Origin of the sequence: Methylibium sp. (assembly GCF_013817365.1) — a bacterium.
In the GTDB taxonomy this organism is placed as follows: domain Bacteria; phylum Pseudomonadota; class Gammaproteobacteria; order Burkholderiales; family Burkholderiaceae_C; genus Methylibium.
The window spans coordinates 21,778-39,310 of record NZ_JACDCU010000004.1; the positions used below are offsets into that span (position 1 = coordinate 21,778).

The window sequence follows — 17,533 nt, forward strand, 5'->3', positions numbered from 1 at the left end:
GTTCACGACAAGACGCCTACTGCGTCGATCGCGATCTGGTGCGGGAGCAACTTCGCTGCAAGATCCTGGAATTCGCGGTGTGCAACCAGCACCACAACGATATCGCTGCGCTCAAGGGCCCCAGCTACGTCGACGAGGGCGCCGTCCGTCAGCGTGCGTGGCAGTGCGGAGACGTTCGGCTCCACGAAGTACATCTGTGCGCGAGTGGATTTGAGCAATTGCTCCGCCACATGCAGGGCCGGACTTTCGCGCAAATCATCGATGTTCGGCTTGAATGCCAAGCCCAAAACGGCGATGGTCAGTTGTTCTTCCTTGCGCTGCGCCGGGGTGGCGCACAGCCGGCTGACAGCTGCAGCCGCCCTGTCGAGCACCCACTGCGGCTTGGCGTCGTTCACCTCCCGTGCGGTGCGGATCAGGCGCGCCTCGGCCGGCGTCTTGTTGACAATGAACCATGGGTCGACCGCGATGCAGTGGCCGCCGACACCGGTGCCCGGCTGCAGTATCTTGACGCGGGGGTGGCGGTTGGTCAGTCGGATAAGTTCCCAGACGCTGATGTCGAGCTTGTCGCAAATGATCGAAAGCTCATTCGCGAATGCGATGTTCACGTCGCGGAACGAGTTCTCGCTGAGCTTGCACATCTCGGCTGTGCGCGCGTTGGTGATCAGCAGTTCGCCTTGGACGAAGGTCCGATACAGCGCCACCGCCCGCTCGGAGCAGGTCGCGGTCAGGCCGCCGATGATGCGATCGTTCTCGACCAGCTCGCGCACCACATGGCCCGGCAGCACTCGCTCGGGACAGTAGGCGACATTGACGTTCACTTCGCTGGCACCGGCAACCGGAAAGCGCAGGTCCGGGCGAGCCTCGGCCAGCCATTGCACGAGTTCCTCGGTGGTACCTACGGGCGAGGTCGATTCCAGCACCACGAGGTTGCCGGGGCGCAGCACGGGCGCTATCGATTCGGCGGCGGCCTTCACGTAGCTCACGTCGGGTTCATGGTCGCCCTTGAATGGCGTGGGCACCGCAATCAGAAAAGCATCTGCGGGTTCGGGTTTGGTTGTGGCGCGCAGGAAACCTTGCGTCACGGCGCTGTGCACGATCATGTCCAGCTCCGGCTCCACAATGTGGATGCGCCCCTCGTTGATCGTGTCGACCGCGCGCTGGTTGACGTCCACGCCAATCACTCGAATGCGGCGCGCGGCGAACATGGCGGCAGTCGGCAGGCCGATGTAGCCCAGGCCGATCATCGAGACGGTTTTGAAGGTTTCAGTAGCGTTCATGTTGTTGCCGTCTAAAGCTCAGGACAGGTGCGACAGCAAGGCCGCGGCGATCCGCTCGCAGGCTTGGCCGTCCCCATACGGGTTGTGCGAAAAGCTCATGCGCTCGTATTCACTGCGGTCGTCGAGCAGCTTGGCCACACCGTCCACGATGGCTGCCACGTCGGTGCCGACCAGTTTCACGGTACCGGCCGCGACGGCTTCCGGCCGCTCGGTGGTGTCGCGCATCACCAGCACCGGCTTGCCGAGCGAGGGCGCTTCTTCCTGGATGCCGCCCGAGTCGGTGAGGATGACCGTTGAACGCGTCATCAGGTAAACAAAGGGCAGGTAGTCCAGCGGCTCCGTCAGGTGCACGTTGGCGATGTCGGCCAGCAGGCGCTGCACAGGCTCGCGCACGTTCGGGTTGAGGTGCACCGGATACAGCAAGTCCGTGTCGGGGTAGCGCCGCGCCAAGTGGGCGATGGCCTCGCAGATGCGCTCGAAGCCGTCGCCGAAGTTCTCGCGCCGGTGGCCGGTAGTCAGCACCAGGCGGGCGCCTTCGCGCAGGAAGGGGAAGCGGGCCGCCAGCGTGGCGCTCAACTCGGGCGTGGTCGCCAGTTTGTCGCGCACGACCAGCAGTGCGTCGATGACGGTGTTGCCGGTGACGATGATCTGCGCTTCGGCCACGCCTTCGCGGCGAAGGTTGTCCCGCGAGGTGTCGGTGGGTGCGAAATGCAGGCGTGCCAGCGCGCCGGTGAGTTTGCGGTTGGCTTCCTCGGGCCAGGGCGAGTACAGGTTGCCGGTGCGCAGCCCGGCCTCCACATGGCCGACCGCGATGCGCTGGTAGTAGGCCGCCAGCGTGGTGGCGAAGGTGGTGGTGGTGTCGCCGTGCACCAGCACGATGTCGGGCCGCTCGGCTTCCAGCACGCCGCGCATCGACTGCAGGATGTCGCCGGTGATCGAGTACAGGTCCTGTCCCGGCCTCATGACGTTGAGATCGTGGTCGGGTTTGATTTCGAACAGATCGAGCACCTGATCGAGCATCTGCCGGTGCTGGGCCGTCACGCAAACGCGGCTGGTGATGCCGCGTTCGGACTCCAGCCGCTTGACCAGCGGCGCCATCTTGATCGCTTCGGGACGGGTCCCGAAGACCGTGAGAACTTTCATGAGTCTTGGTGTTTGCTTTGCGCGCGCAAGGCCCTGAAGCCGGCGACTGCAGGCTTCAGGGCCGAGAGACTTGCCGATCAGAAGTCGAGGATGACCTTCGCCGCGACAGCCAGTTGATAAATGATTTGCGTGATGCCGCGCGTGATCTCGACGCTCTTGGCCTCGATCTTGGGCAGCACCATCACCTCGTCGCCCGGCATCAGGGGGCCGCGGCCCGGATCGCTCACGCTGCCGTCCTGGCGCAGCACGACCACGCGGGCGTCGTCTTCGTCCTGGTTGTAGCCACCGGCACGCTGGATGTAGTCGGAGACCCTTGCATTCGGGTCCCATACCAAGGCGTTGGGCAGCAGGACTTCGCCGCTGACGAGCACGAGGTTGCTGCGCTCGGGCACGCGGAGCACGTCGCCGTCTTCCAGCAAGGTGTTCACGGCTTGCTCGCGATCCGCAAGCAGCACTTGACCGCGAGGCTCGGTTTGCCGGGCGCGCTCGATGAACTGCATGATGAGATCGGCCTCGCGCGTGCGCAGCGCGGCCTCTTCGCTGGTGGCCGAGCGTGACGTCAAGGCATAGGTTTGAAGGCTGCGCAGCGAGGCTTCGAGCATTTCCTTTTGCCGCTCGGCCACGGAGATGCGGTAGAGCTGCAGCGCGTCGACGTTGGCTTGCGGGGCGGGCTTCAGCAGCGCCAGGGCATCCTGAAGCTTGGCGCCGTAGGGGAGGATCAGCGTTCGCTCGCCCAGGTGCGCGCCTTCCACACGCACGAGGATCGTGCCGGGGTACTTGTCCGAGGTGAACAGCACCTCGTCGCCGTCTTGAATGGTGACGTTGGCTACCGCGCCGAGCGGGTGGTACTCGCTGCGTGTGTCGACGCCCACCTTGCGCACGATGCTCAAGTGGGTGGCGCTGGGCCGGGGCCGCGCCACGGCCACCAGATCGGCCGCGCTGATGACGGGTTTGCTGAATTCGAACAAGTAAGGGTTGAGCACATCGCCGCGGACCAGCACCGTGTGCTTGCGCGGATAGGCCACGACCGTGTCGCCGTCCTGCAGTTGCAAGGGTGCGATCTGGCCATCGAGAAGAAAGCGATAGAGGTTGAACTTGGCGCGCAGCTTGCCGGCACGCAGCACGTCCACCTCGAGGTAGCTGCCACGGTCGGGGTCGATGCCGCCCGCACGGTCCAGGTAGGCCAGCACCGAGTCGGACGACAAGCCGCCGTACAGGCCGGGCGCGCGCACGAAGCCAGTCACATAGATCTTTACCGGCTGAGCGGCTTCGAGCGTGGCATAAACGCCCGTGTTGGCGCGGAAAGTGCGCTTCGCCTGCGCCTCCACCTGTCGAGTCAGGTCGGCATTGCGCACGCCCAGCACGCTGACGGGCCCCACATTCGGAATGAACACGTTGCCTTGCGCATCGACCGGCTGTGTTTCGTCGAAGTTGAACGCGCCCCAGATGCGGATGTGAATCCGGTCGCCCACCGCAATCTGGTAGTCGGGATTGAACCCGCTGAAGGCCTCGGAGCCAAATCGGCCGGTGAAGATCTGCGAGCCGAAGACTACCGGCTGCGTAGACGTGAAAGGGTCGGGCGGCAAGGGATTGGTCTCGCGCGGTTGCGGATCACTTGCTTTCGCAGCCGGTACCTGTGCGGGAACGGGCGGCCGGGCGGGTGGCACGTCGGTCAGGCCGCGCGGGCTGAGATTGAGCGGGTCCACGAACACCTGCGCGTGACCGCCTGCGCTCAGCATCAAGAGCAGCGCACAGGCGCAGGTACGCAGGGCAGCGTGCGGTGCCAGAAAAAATGAAGTCATGTCAGTCGAAGGTGCGGCGAGAGTCACGTCAATCTTGATGCTCGCGGATGGTGGCTATTACCAGCCGGGTAATGCCATAGAGCAGCAGGCAGATCACAGCCAGTGTCACGAGGTTGTAGATACGGCGCGGATAACGCGCCGTCTCCGGCAACGAGGGTGGTTCGATCACGACAAGGCTCTTGAGCTTGCGTGACGCCTCGATCCGGGCGTTTTCCACGGCGGCGAGCGACAGCTTGTAGGCGTCTTCTGCAAAACCGGCTTGCAGGATCAACTCCTGGAAGTCGGCGGCCAGCCGGTTCAGACGCTCGCCGGTGCGGCCGGACGTGGCGCGCAGGCGTTCGATGTCGAGTTGGGAGCGCGTGGCTTCCAGCTGGCTGCGCAAGGCCTTGATCTGGTAGGAACTGTCGTTCAGGAAGGTGCGCGCATTACGCAGTTCGGCCTCCTGCTGTGCCTGCTCGCTTTGCAGTTTGGCGGTCAGTGCGCTGCTGGCCTCGGCTTGGGTCAGCGGGTCGAGCAGCTTGTTCTTGGTCTGGAAGGCCAGCACCTGGGACTTGGCCTGCTGCAGGCGTGCTGCCGCCCCCTTGAGCTCGTTCTCGGCGAAGCCCATCTGCTCGCGCGCCATGCGCTGCGAAAAGTCGTTCACGAAGCGTTCGCTCTCTTTCAGGATGGCCGCGTTGAGCGCCTGCGCAAACGCCGGTTCGAAGCCCTGCGCTCGCACCGTGAGGAGGCCCGCGATGTCGTCGAAAGTCACCTCGACACGGCTTCGGTAGTAGTCCAGAAACCATTCCTGGCTCACGCCGTCGTAAAGGCGGTAAAGCGGATCGGCCGTCTCGGCCTCGAAGTGGCCACGAAGATCGAGTTCGGCGTCGAGTCGGTTCAACAAGGCGAGCGAGTGGATGAACTGGCGCAGGTAAAGCGTGTCGTCGCGCGACGGCGGGTTCACGCCGCCCAGCAGCATTGCCACGCCCGGTACGCTGCCGGCTGAATCTTGGCTGGCCTGGCGCACCGTGACGATGGATTCGCTGACATAGCGGTCTGCCGCGAGCAGCGCGTAGTAAAGCGTGGCCAGCAGCAGCGGCAGCGCGATGATCAGCAGTTTGAGGCGGCGCGGGGTGAGCGCCAGGAGCTGGTTCATAGGTCGGTCTTGGACTGGAGTTCGGGAGGGAGTGCAGCCGCTGTGGGGGCAGGCACCACAGGAGCGGCTGGTGCGACCGGCCCGCGTTTGGCGCGCGGCGAGGTCGGCGCCGACGGACCTTGATAAGCCAGGATGCCGGCTTCGACGTCTTCGAACACCGTGGCCGTTCCGTCCTTGACCAGCACGACCACGTCGCACCACTGGCGGATGTCGGCCATGTTGTGTGAAACGAGAATCAGCTTGGCCTTCGAAAGGCGCGTGCGAAATACTTCCTGCCCCTTCTTGCGGAACTGCGCGTCGCCAACCGCCATGACTTCGTCGATGAGGTAGTAGTCGAAGTCGAAGGCCATGCTCAGACCGAAGGCAAGCCGGGAACGCATGCCCGACGAATACGACTTGACCGGCAGGTCGAAGTACTCGCCGATCTCGGCGAAATCCTCAACGTAAGCGATCTTCTCGCGCATTGCCTTGCCGGTAGCGCCATAGATGCGGCAGACGAAGCGGACGTTGTCGCGTCCGCTCAAGGTCGGCTGCATGCCGCTGCCCAATCCGACGGGCCAGGAAATGTTGGCGTCGCTGACGATATGGCCGCAATCAGGCGCGTCAATGCCGCCGAGCAGACGCATCAAGGTGGACTTGCCGGCCCCGTTGGGGCCGATCAGGCCGATGCTGGCGTCGTCCGGGAAACGGAAACTCAAGTCGCGGAAGACGTAACGCCGCCCGTGCAGCGTGGGATACGACTTGGTGATCTCGCGCAGTTCGATCATGACAAGAGCGTCAGCTCGCCAGCAGGCGCAATCGACGCACCCTGTACAAGGCCAGTCCGAAGGCCAGGGTGATCAGTGTCAAGTAGCTTGGATAAGCGAGATTGACTTCGTCGATCACGTGGTAGTTCTCGACGAAGTAGCCGCGGTGGATCTCGACCAGATGCAGCAGGGGGTTCCACAACAGCCAAGGCAGGAAGTTGGCCGGCAAACTGCTCACCGGAAAAATCACGCCGGACAGGAAGTACAGCGGCATGAACATCAGCCGAACGAAAACCCGAAACTGCGGAAAGTCGTCGGTGGACACGGCCAAGATCAGCCCAAGCCCGAAACCCAGCGCAATCATCACCAAGCCAGCGACAGCCAAATGCAATGGATGATCCGGAAACCACTGCATGCCGCTCCAGCCGAGCACGGCAAGGAAAACGAAGAAGATCGCGCTGTAGATCAGCACTTCCATCGCGGCGCGCGAGACCACCACGTCGATCGGTTTGACCTGCCGGTAGCCGAACAGCCCGCGGCTGCTGTCGATGGCACCCATGACTCGGGTCATGACGTTCCGAAAGACCAGGAAAGGAATCATTCCGGTTACCAGGAAGAGCGGAAAAGGCATGCCCGGCACTACCCGGCTGCGCAGGTAGCCGAACACCATCAGCATCATTGCCAGTAGAGCAACCGGCTCGAAAAGCGCCCAAAGGCCGCCGAGCCAGCGGCCTTCAAAACGTGCCTTGAGGTCGCGTTGCAGGAGCGCGAACCACACCGCGCGTTGCACTTGCCACGGCGTGCGCCGGCCCTGCGTCCCGCGTGCGGTCGGGCTCGAACTCAAGGGCGCTCCTCGCGAGCGAGTTCAGCGCGCAATGCAGCGATCGTCACTTGCAACTGTTCGAATTCAGCTTCTTTGCGACCAAGAAAGCGGCGCGTGAGACTGAGCTTTTCGCGCAGCCCTGCTGGGGTGAGCAGGTACGCGTAGGCGAGCTTGCGATCGCTGCGGCGGAAGTTGCGCGCCTTGACAAGGCCGCGGTCGAGCAGGGCGTGAAGCAGGTAATGGGTCTTACCCAAACTCAAGCCGAGCGCCGCCGACAACTCGCGTTGTGAGAGGGTCGGTTGCTTCTCCAGCACGCGCAAGACCTGGAGCCGGGCGGCGTCGGTATCGGCGGCACGAGCAACTGTGGGTGGCATGCTCAACGTGTTCACGATGTGAACGCGGAGTGTAGCGGCGCCTTCTGAACCCTCAGTCGAAGCCCCTGGCATCGCCCAGCGCGGGCGCAACGGCGTCCTTGGGCGACAGGATGGGAGCTGTACCGAGTTCCGGCCAGCGGATGCCAACGCCGTGATCGTCCCAAGCCAGCGCTGCTTCTGCCGGGGGAGCGTAGTAGTCTGTCGTCTTGTACAAGAAGTCAGCACTGTCGCTGAGTACGAGGAATCCATGCGCAAACCCCGGCGGAATCCACAGCTGCCGGTGATTGGCCGCGCTCAGATCCACACCCACCCAGCGCCCGAAACGCGCGCTCGAACGCCGCATGTCGACCGCCACGTCGAACACCGCGCCCGCCGTCACCCGCACCAGCTTGCCCTGCGCATGCGGCGGCAACTGGTAGTGCAGGCCGCGCAGCACGCCGCGCGCTGAGCGCGAGTGGTTGTCCTGTACGAAGGTGACCGAGTAGCCCACCGCGGCATCGAAAGCCTGCTGGTTGAAGCTCTCCATGAAAAAGCCGCGCTCGTCGCCGAAGACTTTCGGCTCGATGATCAGCACCTCGGGCAGGGCGGTGGGGATGACGTTCATGGCTCGGTCAGTGTGCCGCGAGCGGCAATCGAAGGCAGCTCATATCAGGCCCGCGAAGCGATTGAAATCGCGGTCGACCGTGACCACGCGTTTCAGGCCGCCACACAGTCGAAGGAGAAATTGCTCAGTTCGGCGCGATCCGTGGCGTGCTCAAAGGTGATAGCAAGGACCTGACCCTGGGCGTCCGAGTCAAGCAAAGTGTTTTCGTCGAGGTCTCGGGTTTCTGCCACGCTTCCAGCTTTCAATTCAATGAAGAGCGTGTCCGTGTCTTCGAAGTAGCGAATCTTCATGGCGTGAAATCCGGTCGGGATGCCCTTGAGCGTAGTGGCTGCAGTCGCTCAAAACACCCGCTCGTTCAGGACTTTCATCAGGTATTGCCCGTAGCCGTTTTTCAGCATCGGCCGCGCATGCACCTCCAACTGCTCCGCGCTGATCCAGCCCGAGCGGTAGGCAATCTCTTCGGGGCAGGACACTTTCAGACCCTGGCGCTTCTCGAGCGTGGCGATGAACTGGCCCGCTTCCATCAGGCTGTCGTGGGTGCCGGTGTCGAGCCAAGCGTAGCCGCGGCCCATGATTTCGACGCCCAGCGCGCCTTGCGCCAGGTAGCGCGCGTTCACGTCGGTGATCTCCAGCTCGCCGCGCGCGCTGGGCTTGATGTCGGCGGCGATGTCGCAGACCTGCTCGTCGTAGAAATACAGTCCCGTGACGGCGTAGTTGCTCTTCGGCGTGCTCGGCTTTTCCTCGATGCTCAGGGCGCGCTGCTGCGCGTCGAAGGCGACGACGCCGTAGCGTTCGGGGTCGGTCACGTGGTAGGCGAACACGCTGGCGCCTGCGCCGCGCTCGTTGGCGTTCTTCAGCAGGCGCTGCAGGTCGTGGCCGTAGAAGATGTTGTCGCCGAGCACCAGCGCGCTCGGCTGACCGCCGACGAAGCTGCGCCCGAGAATGAAGGCCTGGGCCAGACCGTCCGGGCTGGGTTGCACGCAGTAGCTCAGGTTCAGGCCCCAGCGCGAACCATCCCCCAGCAGCGCCTCGAAGCGCGGCAGGTCCTGCGGCGTGCTGATCAGGAGAATGTCGCGGATGCCCGCAAGCATCAGCGTGCTCAGCGGGTAATAGACCATCGGCTTGTCGTACACCGGCAGCAATTGCTTGCTCAGTGCGAGCGTGGCCGGGTGCAGCCGGCTGCCGGAGCCACCGGCGAGGATGATGCCTTTGCGCGTCGTCATGAGTCAAAGTTGAATGTAGTGAACAGGGCCAGGGTACGACTCGAGCTGCCGGTCAGCCGTGTACAGCCATGCGGGGCACACGATCGCTTGTGCGAGAAGCAATCGGTCGAACGGATCCTTGTGCAGCACCGGCAGGTCGAGCACAGCAATGGCGTCAGTCGATCGCACCGGAAGTTCCTCGAAGCCGGCTTCGATTGCACCGCGCCAGGTCAGCGCTGGTCGGGCTTTGAAGTCGTGCCTGCCCTGCGCGGCCTTGATGGCGATTTCCCAGATGCTGGCCGACGAAAAAAGCACGTCGTTTGCCGGATCTGCGAGATCGTCGCGCACGCTCGCCGGGAGCCGATGCGGCGAGTCCAGTGCCCAGAGAAGGATGTGAGTGTCGAGCAGGATTCTCAAAGCGGCGTGTAGAAAGAGTTCAGCACCTCGTCGGGCAGCGGGGCGTCGAAGTCATCGGGAACCGTGAGTTGGCCTGCCAGCAACCCCAGTCGCCGCCGTGGCTTGCTCGCCTCGAGCGGCATCAACCTGGCGACCGGCTTGCCGGCGCGCGCGATGATCACTTCCTCGCCGGCTTCGACGGCTTCGATCAGCTTGGACAACTGGGTTTTTGCTTCATGCACGTTGACGGTGGTCATGGGGTGCTCTGCGTGCGGTTGGGGATGGCTAAGTATGACTAAGCAGCTTGAGCTGGTCAATCCGACGCCCGCACATGGCCGTAAGCCGCAATCACGCGCCGCAGATTTCCGCGAGCAGGCGTTCGACTCCGTGCTGCCAAGCCGGTTGGCGCAACCCGAATGCTGCCTGCACTTTTCGCGTATCCAATCGCGAGTTCAATGGCCGCTGGGCAGGCGTCGGAAACGCCGTGGTCTGAACCGGCTCGATTGCTAGCGCCTCCACCTTGATGGCCTGCCCGTGCGCCCGCGCCCACTCGATGACGAAGCGCGCATAGCCGTACCAACTGGTTTCGCCGCTCGCCACCGCGTGGTAAGTGCCGGCCAGCTCCGGGCGCTGCTGCAGCGTGCGCAAGGCATGCGCGGTGATGTCGGCCAACAGGTCGGCGCCGGTCGGCGCGCCGATCTGGTCGTCGATGACGGTGAGCCGGTCGCGCTCGGCGGCCAGCCGCAGCATGGTCTTGGCGAAGTTGCCGCCGCGTGCGGCATAGACCCAGCTCGTGCGCAGAATCAGGTGCCGGCAGCCGCTGGCGCGGATGGCCTCTTCGCCCTCGAGTTTGGTGCGGCCGTAGACGCTGAGCGGGCCGGTCGGTGCGTCCTCGGTGCGCGGCGCGGCGCCCGAGCCGTCGAACACGTAGTCGGTGCTGTAGTGGACCAGCCAGGCGCCGAGCGCGGCCGCTTCGCGCGCCAGCACGGCGGGCGCGGTGGCGTTGAGGGTGCGCGCCAGTTCGGGCTCGCTCTCGGCTTTGTCGACGGCGGTGTGGGCCGCCGCATTGACGATCACGTCCGGCCGCACCGCCTGCACCGTGGCGGCGAGCGATTCGGGCCGGCTGAAGTCAGCGCTGAGTCCCGTGCTGTCGAAGTCGAGTGCCGTCAGCTCGCCCAGCACGGCCAGCGAGCGCTGCAGCTCCCAGCCGACCTGGCCGTTCTTGCCGAGCAGCAGGATCTTCATGCGCCGGGCGCCCGGGTGGCGTAGTTCTGCGCCATCCAGTCGCGATAGCCGCCGCTTTGCACATCCGCCACCCAGTCGGCATTGGCGAGGTACCACTGCACCGTCTTGCGGATGCCCGAGGCGAAGGTTTCCGCGGGACGCCAGCCGAGTTCGCGCTCGATCTTGCGTGCGTCGATCGCATAGCGGCGATCATGGCCCGGCCGGTCGGCCACGAAGGTGATGAGGCGCTTGTAGGGGCCGGCCGGGTCGGGCCGCAGTTCGTCGAGCAGCTTGCACACGGTGTGCACGATGTCGATGTTGGCCTGTTCGTTCCAGCCGCCGATGTTGTACGTTTCCCCGAGGCGGCCCTTGGCGAGCACGGCGCGGATCGCGCTGCAGTGGTCGCCCACGTAGAGCCAGTCGCGCACCTGCCGGCCATCGCCGTACACCGGCAGCGGTTTGCCCGCCAGCGCATTGACGATCAAGAGCGGAATCAGCTTCTCGGGGAAGTGATAAGGCCCGTAGTTGTTGGAGCAGTTGCTGGTGACGACCGGCAGGCCGTAGGTGTGGTGCCAGGCCCGCACCAGGTGGTCGCTGGCTGCCTTGCTGGCCGAGTACGGGCTGTTCGGCTCATAGGCGTGCGTTTCGGTAAACGCCGGCGCATCGGGCGCGAGCGAGCCATAGACCTCGTCGGTGCTCACATGGTGAAAGCGAAACGCGGCCTTCTTGTCCGCCGGCAGCGCGGACCAGTGCTGGCGTGCCGCTTCGAGCAGGGTAAACGTGCCTTCCACGTTGGTACGCATGAAAGCGCCCGGACCGTGGATCGAGCGATCGACATGGCTCTCGGCCGCGAAGTGCAGCACTGCGCGCGGCCGGTGCTCCGCGAACAGCCGGTCGAGCAGTGGGCGATCGCAGATGTCGCCCTGCACGAACACGTGGCGGGGGTCACCCTGCAGCGACGCCAGATTGCGCAGGTTGCCGGCGTAGGTGAGTGCGTCCAGGTTGAGCACCGGCTCGCCGGTGGCTTCGATCCAGTCGAGCACGAAGTTGCTACCGATGAAGCCGGCGCCGCCGGTCACGAGGATCACGGCTGGCCCGCCGGCTTGTCGTTGGCCACGCGGCCGTAGGTGTCTTCGAAGCGAACGATGTCGTCCTCGCCCAGATAGCTGCCCGACTGCACCTCGATCAATTCCAGCGGCAGCTTGCCGGGGTTGGCGAGCCGGTGGGTCTGGCCCAGCGGGATGTAGGTGCTCTGGTTCTCGCTGAGCAGCAGCGTTTTGTCGCCGCAGGTCACCTCGGCGGTGCCCGAAACCACGATCCAGTGCTCGGCGCGGTGATGGTGCATCTGCAGGCTCAGACGCCCACCCGGCTTGACGCAGATGCGCTTGACCTGAAAGCGCGGGCCGGCATCGACGCTGTCGTACCAGCCCCAGGGCCGGTGCACCCGGCGGGGGAGGGTCGCTTCGCTGCGCTCGCTCTTTTGCAGGCGGGCGACGATCTGCTTGACCTCCTGGCTGCGCTCGCGGTCGGCCACGAGCACCGCGTCGGGCGTCTCGACCACGATCACGTTGTCCAGACCCACGGCGCTGACCAGCCGGCTCGTGGCATGCACCAGCGTGTTGCGGCTGTTCTCGAACATAGTGTCGCCGTGGCCCGCATTGCCGTCGGCGTCGCGCTCGCTGACCTGCCACACGGCGTCCCAGGCGCCCAGATCGCTCCAGCCGGCCGCGAGCGGCAGCATCTTCACCGTGAAGCCCGCCTCGGGCTGCGCCGGGCTCGGCTCCATCACCGCGTAGTCGATGGATTCCGACGGGATCGCCGCGAACGCCTTGGCGTCGGGACGCACGAAACTCGCATCGGTGCTGCGCCCGTCCCAGGCCGTTCGCGTGGCCGCAGCGATGTCGGGTCGGAAATGGCTCAGCGCCGCCAGCCACACCGATGCACGCAGCACGAAGATGCCGCTGTTCCAGGCGTAGCCGCCGTCGGCAAGATAGCGTTGCGCCGTGGCGAGGTCGGGCTTCTCGACAAAAGCCTTCACCTGCCGCACCGGCCCGCGTCCCTCGCTGTGGATGTAGCCGAAGCCGGTTTCGGGCCGGTCGGGCACGATGCCCAGCGTGACGATGCCGCCCTCGGCGGCGACATCGATAGCCGCTAGCAGCGCCGTGTTGAAGGCCGCTGCGTCGGTGACGGTCTGGTCGGCCGGCGTCACGACCATGATCGGATCGGCAGCGCCGCTGTGTCCCGGCTCAGCGGCCTGTGCCGCGAGCGCGGCCAGGGTCAGCGCCGGCGCTGTGTTGCGGCCCATCGGCTCGAGCAGCAGTGCGCCAGCGTCGATTTTGATTTCGCGCAGTTGCTCGAGGAGCATGAAGCGGTGCTCCTCGTTGCCCACCATCAGCGGCCGCGCAGCCGACACGTCGCCGCCCTGCAGGCCGGTCAGCCGCAGCACCGCTTGTTGAAAAAGCGTCTGCGATCCGGCGAGTGCCAGGAACTGCTTCGGGTACAGCGCGCGGCTCAGCGGCCACAGGCGGGTGCCTGAACCACCGGCGAGGATGACGGGGACGATGTGATGCATAAGGGCTCCAGCGGCAGCACTATATCGGCGAGGGCGCCACCGCCTGAAGGACAGGACCGGCTGGCTACACTCGTTCGATGCTGCTGTTTCTTTGCGCGTTTGCCGCTTCGGCCGCGCTGACCCTGCTGACCGTGCGATCGGAGCGCGGCCACGCCGCCTCGGTCCTCGACCGCGGCCGCAGCGGCCCGCAGAATTTCCACGCCAGACCGGTGCCGCGCATCGGCGGCATCGGCATCTTCAGCGGTTTGTCGGTCATGGCGGCGGTGCTCTGGTGGTTTGCAGAGCTCGAAGTGACCTGGCTGGCCGTGGCGCTCCTGCTGTGCGGGACACCGGCCTTCGCGGCGGGGCTGCTGGAAGACTTCACCAAGCGTGTGCGCCCGAGGTGGCGGCTGCTGGCCACCGCGATCTCGGCCGCGCTGGCGGTGCTGCTGCTCGACGCCACCATCACCCGCACCGACCTGTGGGGGCTCGACTGGGTGGCGGCCTTCCCGCTCGGAGCCGCCTTCCTGGCGATCTTCACGGTTGCGGGCATCGCCAACGCGGTCAACATCATCGACGGCTTCAACGGCCTGGCGGCCATGTGCGTCGTGATGATGCTGCTGGCCATTGCCTATGTCGCAGGCCAAGTGGGCGACCAGGCGCTTGCCACAGTTGCTCTCGTGGGGGCGGGCGCGGTGCTCGGTTTTTTCGTGTGGAACTATCCGGCCGGCCTGATCTTCCTCGGCGATGGTGGGGCCTACTTCATCGGCTTTTTCGTCGCCGAGCTCGGCATCCTGCTGTTGCAGCGCAATCCGGAGGTGTCGCCGCTGTTTCCGCTGCTGATGGCGATCTATCCGGTGTTCGAAACGCTGTTTTCCATGTATCGGCGCCGAGTGGTGCGCGGCCGTGCGGTCGGCATGCCCGATGGGGTGCATCTGCACAGCCTCGTGTACCGGCGTCTGCTGCGCTGGGCGGTCGGCAAGCAGGACGCCGCCGCGCTCACGCGCCGCAACTCGATGACGGCGCCCTACCTGTGGCTACTGTGCATGCTGGCGGTCGCGCCGAGCGTGCTGTTCTGGGACAACTCGCGTGTGCTCGGCGGCTTTATCCTGCTGTTCGCGTTTTCGTACATCGTGCTGTACAGCAGCATCGTGCGTTTCAAGGCGCCGCGCTGGTTGGTGTCACGGCGCTGAGGACCCGGGTTAGGGCACGGTAGCCCCCTCGAGCCGCCGATATCGGCTCTCCCCGATAATCTTCGGACATGCAAAGTGAAATGACCCCCGCGCTGCCGGCCTCGCCGGCCGAGGCGCCACCCGCCCGTTTCGACACTCTCGCGCTCGACCCCAAGCTGCTTCGTGCCGTGGCCGACTCCGGGTACATGACGATGACGCCCATCCAGGCCAAGGCGATCCCGCTGGTGCTGGCTGGGCGCGATGTGATGGGCGCAGCGCAGACCGGCACCGGCAAGACGGCGGCCTTCTCGTTGCCGCTGCTGCAGAAGATGCTGCGCCACGAAAGCAGCAGCACCTCGCCGGCGCGCCATCCGGTGCGCGCCCTGGTGATCGCGCCGACGCGCGAGCTGGCCGATCAGGTCGCCAACAGCATCAAGACCTATTCGAAACACACGCAGCTTCGTGCGACGGTGGTCTTCGGCGGCATCGACATGAAGCCGCAGACGGCCGAGCTCAAGCGCGGCGTCGAGGTGGTCATTGCCACGCCGGGCCGGCTGCTCGACCACATCGAGGGCAAGAACTGCTCGCTGAATCAGGTCGAGTACGTTGTGCTCGACGAAGCCGACCGCATGCTCGACATCGGCTTTCTGCCGGATCTGCAGAGAATCCTCAGCTACCTGCCGAAAACGCGCCAGACGCTGCTGTTCTCGGCCACCTTCTCGCCCGAGATCAAGAAGCTGGCGCAGAGCTACCTGCAGGATCCGATCCTGGTGGAAACTGCGCGCCCGAACGCTACCGCCTCGACGGTCGAGCAGCGCTTTTACCGCGTCGAAGACGACGACAAGCGCGCGGCGGTGCGCCAACTGCTGCGCCAGCGCGGCATCGGCCAGAGCCTGGTGTTCGTCAACTCCAAGCTGGGCGCCGCCCGGCTGGCCCGCGCCTTCGAGCGCGATGGACTCAACACCTCGGCGCTGCACGGTGACAAGTCGCAGGATGAGCGGCTCAAGGCGCTGGCCGCCTTCAAGGCCGGCGAAGTCGATCTGCTGGTGGCCACCGACGTGGCGGCCCGTGGCTTGGACATCGTCGACCTGCCGGCGGTCTTCAATTTTGATGTGCCCTTCAATGCCGAAGACTACGTGCATCGCATCGGCCGTACCGGCCGGGCGGGGCAGTCCGGGCTGGCGATCACTCTGGTATCGCGCGACGACGCGCGGCTCATCGCCGACATTGAAAAGCTGATCAAGAAGAAGCTGGAGATCGAGCCCTTCGAGGCCGAGGATGACCGGCCTCGCCGTGCACCGCGCCGCGACGACGGCCCGCGTGACGAAGCGTCGCGCGTGCGTTCCGAGGAACGAGCCCCTGCACCTCCGCGCCGCTACAACCCGCCGGCCCCCCCGGCCGACCCGTTCTTCAGCCAGCCCTACGAAGCCCAGGTCTCGACCGGGGAGGCGGCGCCAGACAGTGCCAGTCGCGAGGCGGCATCGGCTTCGAGTGGGCTGTCGCGCTACAACAAGACGAAGAAAAAGGTCGCTGCGCTGCTCGGCGGCTGAGGCCGTGCTTGGCGCCGCCGGACGCGGCAGCCTTTGCGAAGCAAGGCATACGCCGGTCGGATCCTTGCCCTGAGCAGTGAGCGCACGCGAAAGCTCTTCAAGCCAGCAGCGCAAACACCGCCGGCACATCGCTCGGCAACTCCAGCGGCCGTTCGCGCCAGCCGGCCACGTCGTTAGTGCGTGTCCAGCCTGCCGCCAAGGTCAGGCCGCAACTCACGCTCAACCGGGTGGTCGGTGCCAAAGTGGCGAGCAGCCCGCGCATCAGCGCGGCGTTGCGGTAGGGCGTCTCGATCATCAACTGTGTCTGGCCGAACCGGCGCGACAGCGTCTCCAGTTCCTTGAGCCGTTGCGCCTGGGCCGACGCCTCCTGCGGCACATAGCCGACGAACGCGAAGCTCTGGCCGTTGAGCCCGCTTGCGGCCAGCGCAAGCAACAGGGCGCTCGGGCCCGCGAGGGCCTGCACCGCCACGCCGGCGGCATGGGCGGCGGCGACCAGCGCGGCCCCCGGGTCGGCAACCGCCGGTAGGCCGGCTTCGCTGATCAGGCCGATGTCATGACCTGCCAGGGCCGGCGCGAGCAGCGGCCGCAGGTCGGGCACCGCGGCATCGGGGCGGCCCTTGGGCGGGCGGGGCAACTCGCGGATATCGATCGCCTGCAGCTGCTGCGACAAGGGCACGAGCGCATCGACGCGCTTGAGAAAGGCGCGCGTCGTCTTCGCGTTCTCGCAGACCCAGTGGGTGAGTCGCGCGGCCGTTTCAATCACGTGTTGAGGCAGCACGCCGCGCAGGTCAGGCGCGGCGCTGCCTTCGCGCACGGTGCCCAGATCGAGCGTGTTCGGCACCAGCAGCAGCCGACCGCTCACACGAGGCTCCGCAGCGCATCGATGCCGGCCTCGCGCAGCAACCGTGTGGTGGCGATCAGCGGCAGGCCGATCAGCGCGGTCGGGTCGTCGGACTCGATGGCGTCCAGCAACGCGATGCCCAGACCTTCGGACTTGGCACTGCCGGCACAGTCGTAGGGCTCTTCGGCGTACAGATAAGCCGCGATCTCGGCCTCGCTCAACTCGCGAAAACGCACGCTCACCGGCACGCGCACCACGCGCTCGAAGCCGCGCGCCGGGCGCAGCACCGCCACCGCGGTGTGAAAGACGATGGTCTGCCCGCTCATCGAACGCAGTTGCGCCACTGCACGTTCGTGGTTGCCCGGCTTGCCGAGCGGCGCGCCGGCCAGGTCGGCCACCTGATCCGCGCCGATCACCACCGCGTCGGGATGGCGCCGCGACACCTCGTGCGCCTTGGCCAGCGCCAGCCGTTCGGCCAGCGCGGCCGGCGCCTCGCCGCACAGTGGTGTCTCGTCCACGCGCGGCGAGTCGCTCGAAAAAGGCAGGCGCAGGCGTTCGAGCAGTTCACGGCGATAGCGCGAGGTCGAACCCAGGATCAACCGGGGAGTGGACAAAAGGGCATTCATGGCGGCATTGTCGGGGCCGGCCATAAACTGCGATCCGATGAAATCGCGTGAATTCGATCCGCTGCGG

General features: G+C 65.7%; 19 protein-coding genes. 2 read left to right on the top strand and 17 right to left on the bottom strand.

What is annotated here, in order from left to right; all coding sequences use genetic code 11:
• Window positions 1-2 precede the first annotated feature (2 nt).
• From wecC to H0W38_RS00745, 15 genes are all read right to left on the bottom strand, one after another.
• Window positions 3-1,277: a UDP-N-acetyl-D-mannosamine dehydrogenase gene (wecC, locus tag H0W38_RS00675; RefSeq protein WP_292450590.1), complete on the bottom strand. Its 1,275-nt coding sequence runs from the start codon at window positions 1,275-1,277 to the stop codon at window positions 3-5.
• Between the two features lie 18 nt (window positions 1,278-1,295).
• A complete protein-coding gene (wecB, locus tag H0W38_RS00680) occupies window positions 1,296-2,420 on the bottom strand; it encodes a non-hydrolyzing UDP-N-acetylglucosamine 2-epimerase (RefSeq protein ID WP_292450591.1) in 1,125 nt (374 codons plus the stop codon).
• A gap of 77 nt (window positions 2,421-2,497) precedes the next feature.
• On the bottom strand, window positions 2,498-4,222 hold the full coding sequence (locus H0W38_RS00685; protein ID WP_292450592.1) for a polysaccharide biosynthesis/export family protein: 1,725 nt from the start codon (window positions 4,220-4,222) through the stop codon (window positions 2,498-2,500).
• Between the two features lie 28 nt (window positions 4,223-4,250).
• The gene (locus tag H0W38_RS00690) at window positions 4,251-5,357 is read right to left on the bottom strand and encodes a capsular biosynthesis protein (RefSeq protein WP_292450593.1); all 1,107 of its coding nucleotides are present in this window, start codon (window positions 5,355-5,357) and stop codon (window positions 4,251-4,253) included.
• The gene (locus H0W38_RS00695) at window positions 5,354-6,124 is read right to left on the bottom strand and encodes an ABC transporter ATP-binding protein (RefSeq protein ID WP_292450594.1); all 771 of its coding nucleotides are present in this window, start codon (window positions 6,122-6,124) and stop codon (window positions 5,354-5,356) included. Before H0W38_RS00695 ends, H0W38_RS00690 begins: the two co-directional genes overlap by 4 nt.
• A 10-nt stretch (window positions 6,125-6,134) precedes the next feature.
• Window positions 6,135-6,947 carry an ABC transporter permease gene (locus H0W38_RS00700; RefSeq protein ID WP_292450595.1) on the bottom strand — a complete coding sequence of 271 codons (813 nt, stop codon included), beginning with the start codon at window positions 6,945-6,947 and terminating at the stop codon, window positions 6,135-6,137.
• On the bottom strand, window positions 6,944-7,315 hold the full coding sequence (locus H0W38_RS00705) for a MarR family EPS-associated transcriptional regulator (protein ID WP_292450596.1): 372 nt from the start codon (window positions 7,313-7,315) through the stop codon (window positions 6,944-6,946). The genes H0W38_RS00700 and H0W38_RS00705 overlap by 4 nt, the downstream gene beginning before the upstream one ends.
• A gap of 37 nt (window positions 7,316-7,352) precedes the next feature.
• Window positions 7,353-7,904: a dTDP-4-dehydrorhamnose 3,5-epimerase gene (gene rfbC / locus H0W38_RS00710; protein ID WP_292450597.1), complete on the bottom strand. Its 552-nt coding sequence runs from the start codon at window positions 7,902-7,904 to the stop codon at window positions 7,353-7,355.
• 92 nt (window positions 7,905-7,996) lie between these two features.
• Window positions 7,997-8,194 carry a DUF2283 domain-containing protein gene (locus H0W38_RS00715; RefSeq protein WP_292450598.1) on the bottom strand — a complete coding sequence of 66 codons (198 nt, stop codon included), beginning with the start codon at window positions 8,192-8,194 and terminating at the stop codon, window positions 7,997-7,999.
• Between the two features lie 48 nt (window positions 8,195-8,242).
• Window positions 8,243-9,127: a glucose-1-phosphate thymidylyltransferase RfbA gene (rfbA, locus tag H0W38_RS00720; protein ID WP_292450599.1), complete on the bottom strand. Its 885-nt coding sequence runs from the start codon at window positions 9,125-9,127 to the stop codon at window positions 8,243-8,245.
• Window positions 9,128-9,130: 3 nt separating this feature from the next.
• Window positions 9,131-9,523: a type II toxin-antitoxin system VapC family toxin gene (locus tag H0W38_RS00725; RefSeq protein WP_292450600.1), complete on the bottom strand. Its 393-nt coding sequence runs from the start codon at window positions 9,521-9,523 to the stop codon at window positions 9,131-9,133.
• Window positions 9,520-9,759: a type II toxin-antitoxin system Phd/YefM family antitoxin gene (locus tag H0W38_RS00730; RefSeq protein ID WP_292450601.1), complete on the bottom strand. Its 240-nt coding sequence runs from the start codon at window positions 9,757-9,759 to the stop codon at window positions 9,520-9,522. Before H0W38_RS00730 ends, H0W38_RS00725 begins: the two co-directional genes overlap by 4 nt.
• A gap of 91 nt (window positions 9,760-9,850) precedes the next feature.
• Window positions 9,851-10,747 carry a dTDP-4-dehydrorhamnose reductase gene (gene rfbD, locus H0W38_RS00735; protein ID WP_292450602.1) on the bottom strand — a complete coding sequence of 299 codons (897 nt, stop codon included), beginning with the start codon at window positions 10,745-10,747 and terminating at the stop codon, window positions 9,851-9,853.
• Entirely contained in the window at window positions 10,744-11,814 is a 1,071-nt protein-coding gene (rfbB, locus tag H0W38_RS00740) for a dTDP-glucose 4,6-dehydratase (RefSeq protein ID WP_292450603.1), read from the bottom strand. The genes rfbD and rfbB overlap by 4 nt, the downstream gene beginning before the upstream one ends.
• A complete protein-coding gene (locus H0W38_RS00745; protein WP_292450604.1) occupies window positions 11,811-13,298 on the bottom strand; it encodes a mannose-1-phosphate guanylyltransferase/mannose-6-phosphate isomerase in 1,488 nt (495 codons plus the stop codon). Before H0W38_RS00745 ends, rfbB begins: the two co-directional genes overlap by 4 nt.
• A 77-nt stretch (window positions 13,299-13,375) precedes the next feature.
• Here H0W38_RS00745 and H0W38_RS00750 point away from each other — a divergent pair, with 77 nt between their 5' ends.
• Entirely contained in the window at window positions 13,376-14,470 is a 1,095-nt protein-coding gene (locus H0W38_RS00750) for a glycosyltransferase (protein ID WP_292450605.1), read from the top strand.
• An 80-nt stretch (window positions 14,471-14,550) separates the two neighbouring features.
• The gene (locus tag H0W38_RS00755; RefSeq protein WP_292450606.1) at window positions 14,551-15,999 is read left to right on the top strand and encodes a DEAD/DEAH box helicase; all 1,449 of its coding nucleotides are present in this window, start codon (window positions 14,551-14,553) and stop codon (window positions 15,997-15,999) included.
• A gap of 97 nt (window positions 16,000-16,096) precedes the next feature.
• On the opposite strand, the gene H0W38_RS00760 is transcribed toward H0W38_RS00755, so the two are convergent.
• Window positions 16,097-16,861: an SAM-dependent methyltransferase gene (locus H0W38_RS00760; RefSeq protein ID WP_292450607.1), complete on the bottom strand. Its 765-nt coding sequence runs from the start codon at window positions 16,859-16,861 to the stop codon at window positions 16,097-16,099.
• Window positions 16,858-17,466: a Maf family nucleotide pyrophosphatase gene (locus H0W38_RS00765; RefSeq protein WP_292450608.1), complete on the bottom strand. Its 609-nt coding sequence runs from the start codon at window positions 17,464-17,466 to the stop codon at window positions 16,858-16,860. Before H0W38_RS00765 ends, H0W38_RS00760 begins: the two co-directional genes overlap by 4 nt.
• Window positions 17,467-17,533: the final 67 nt, after the last annotated feature.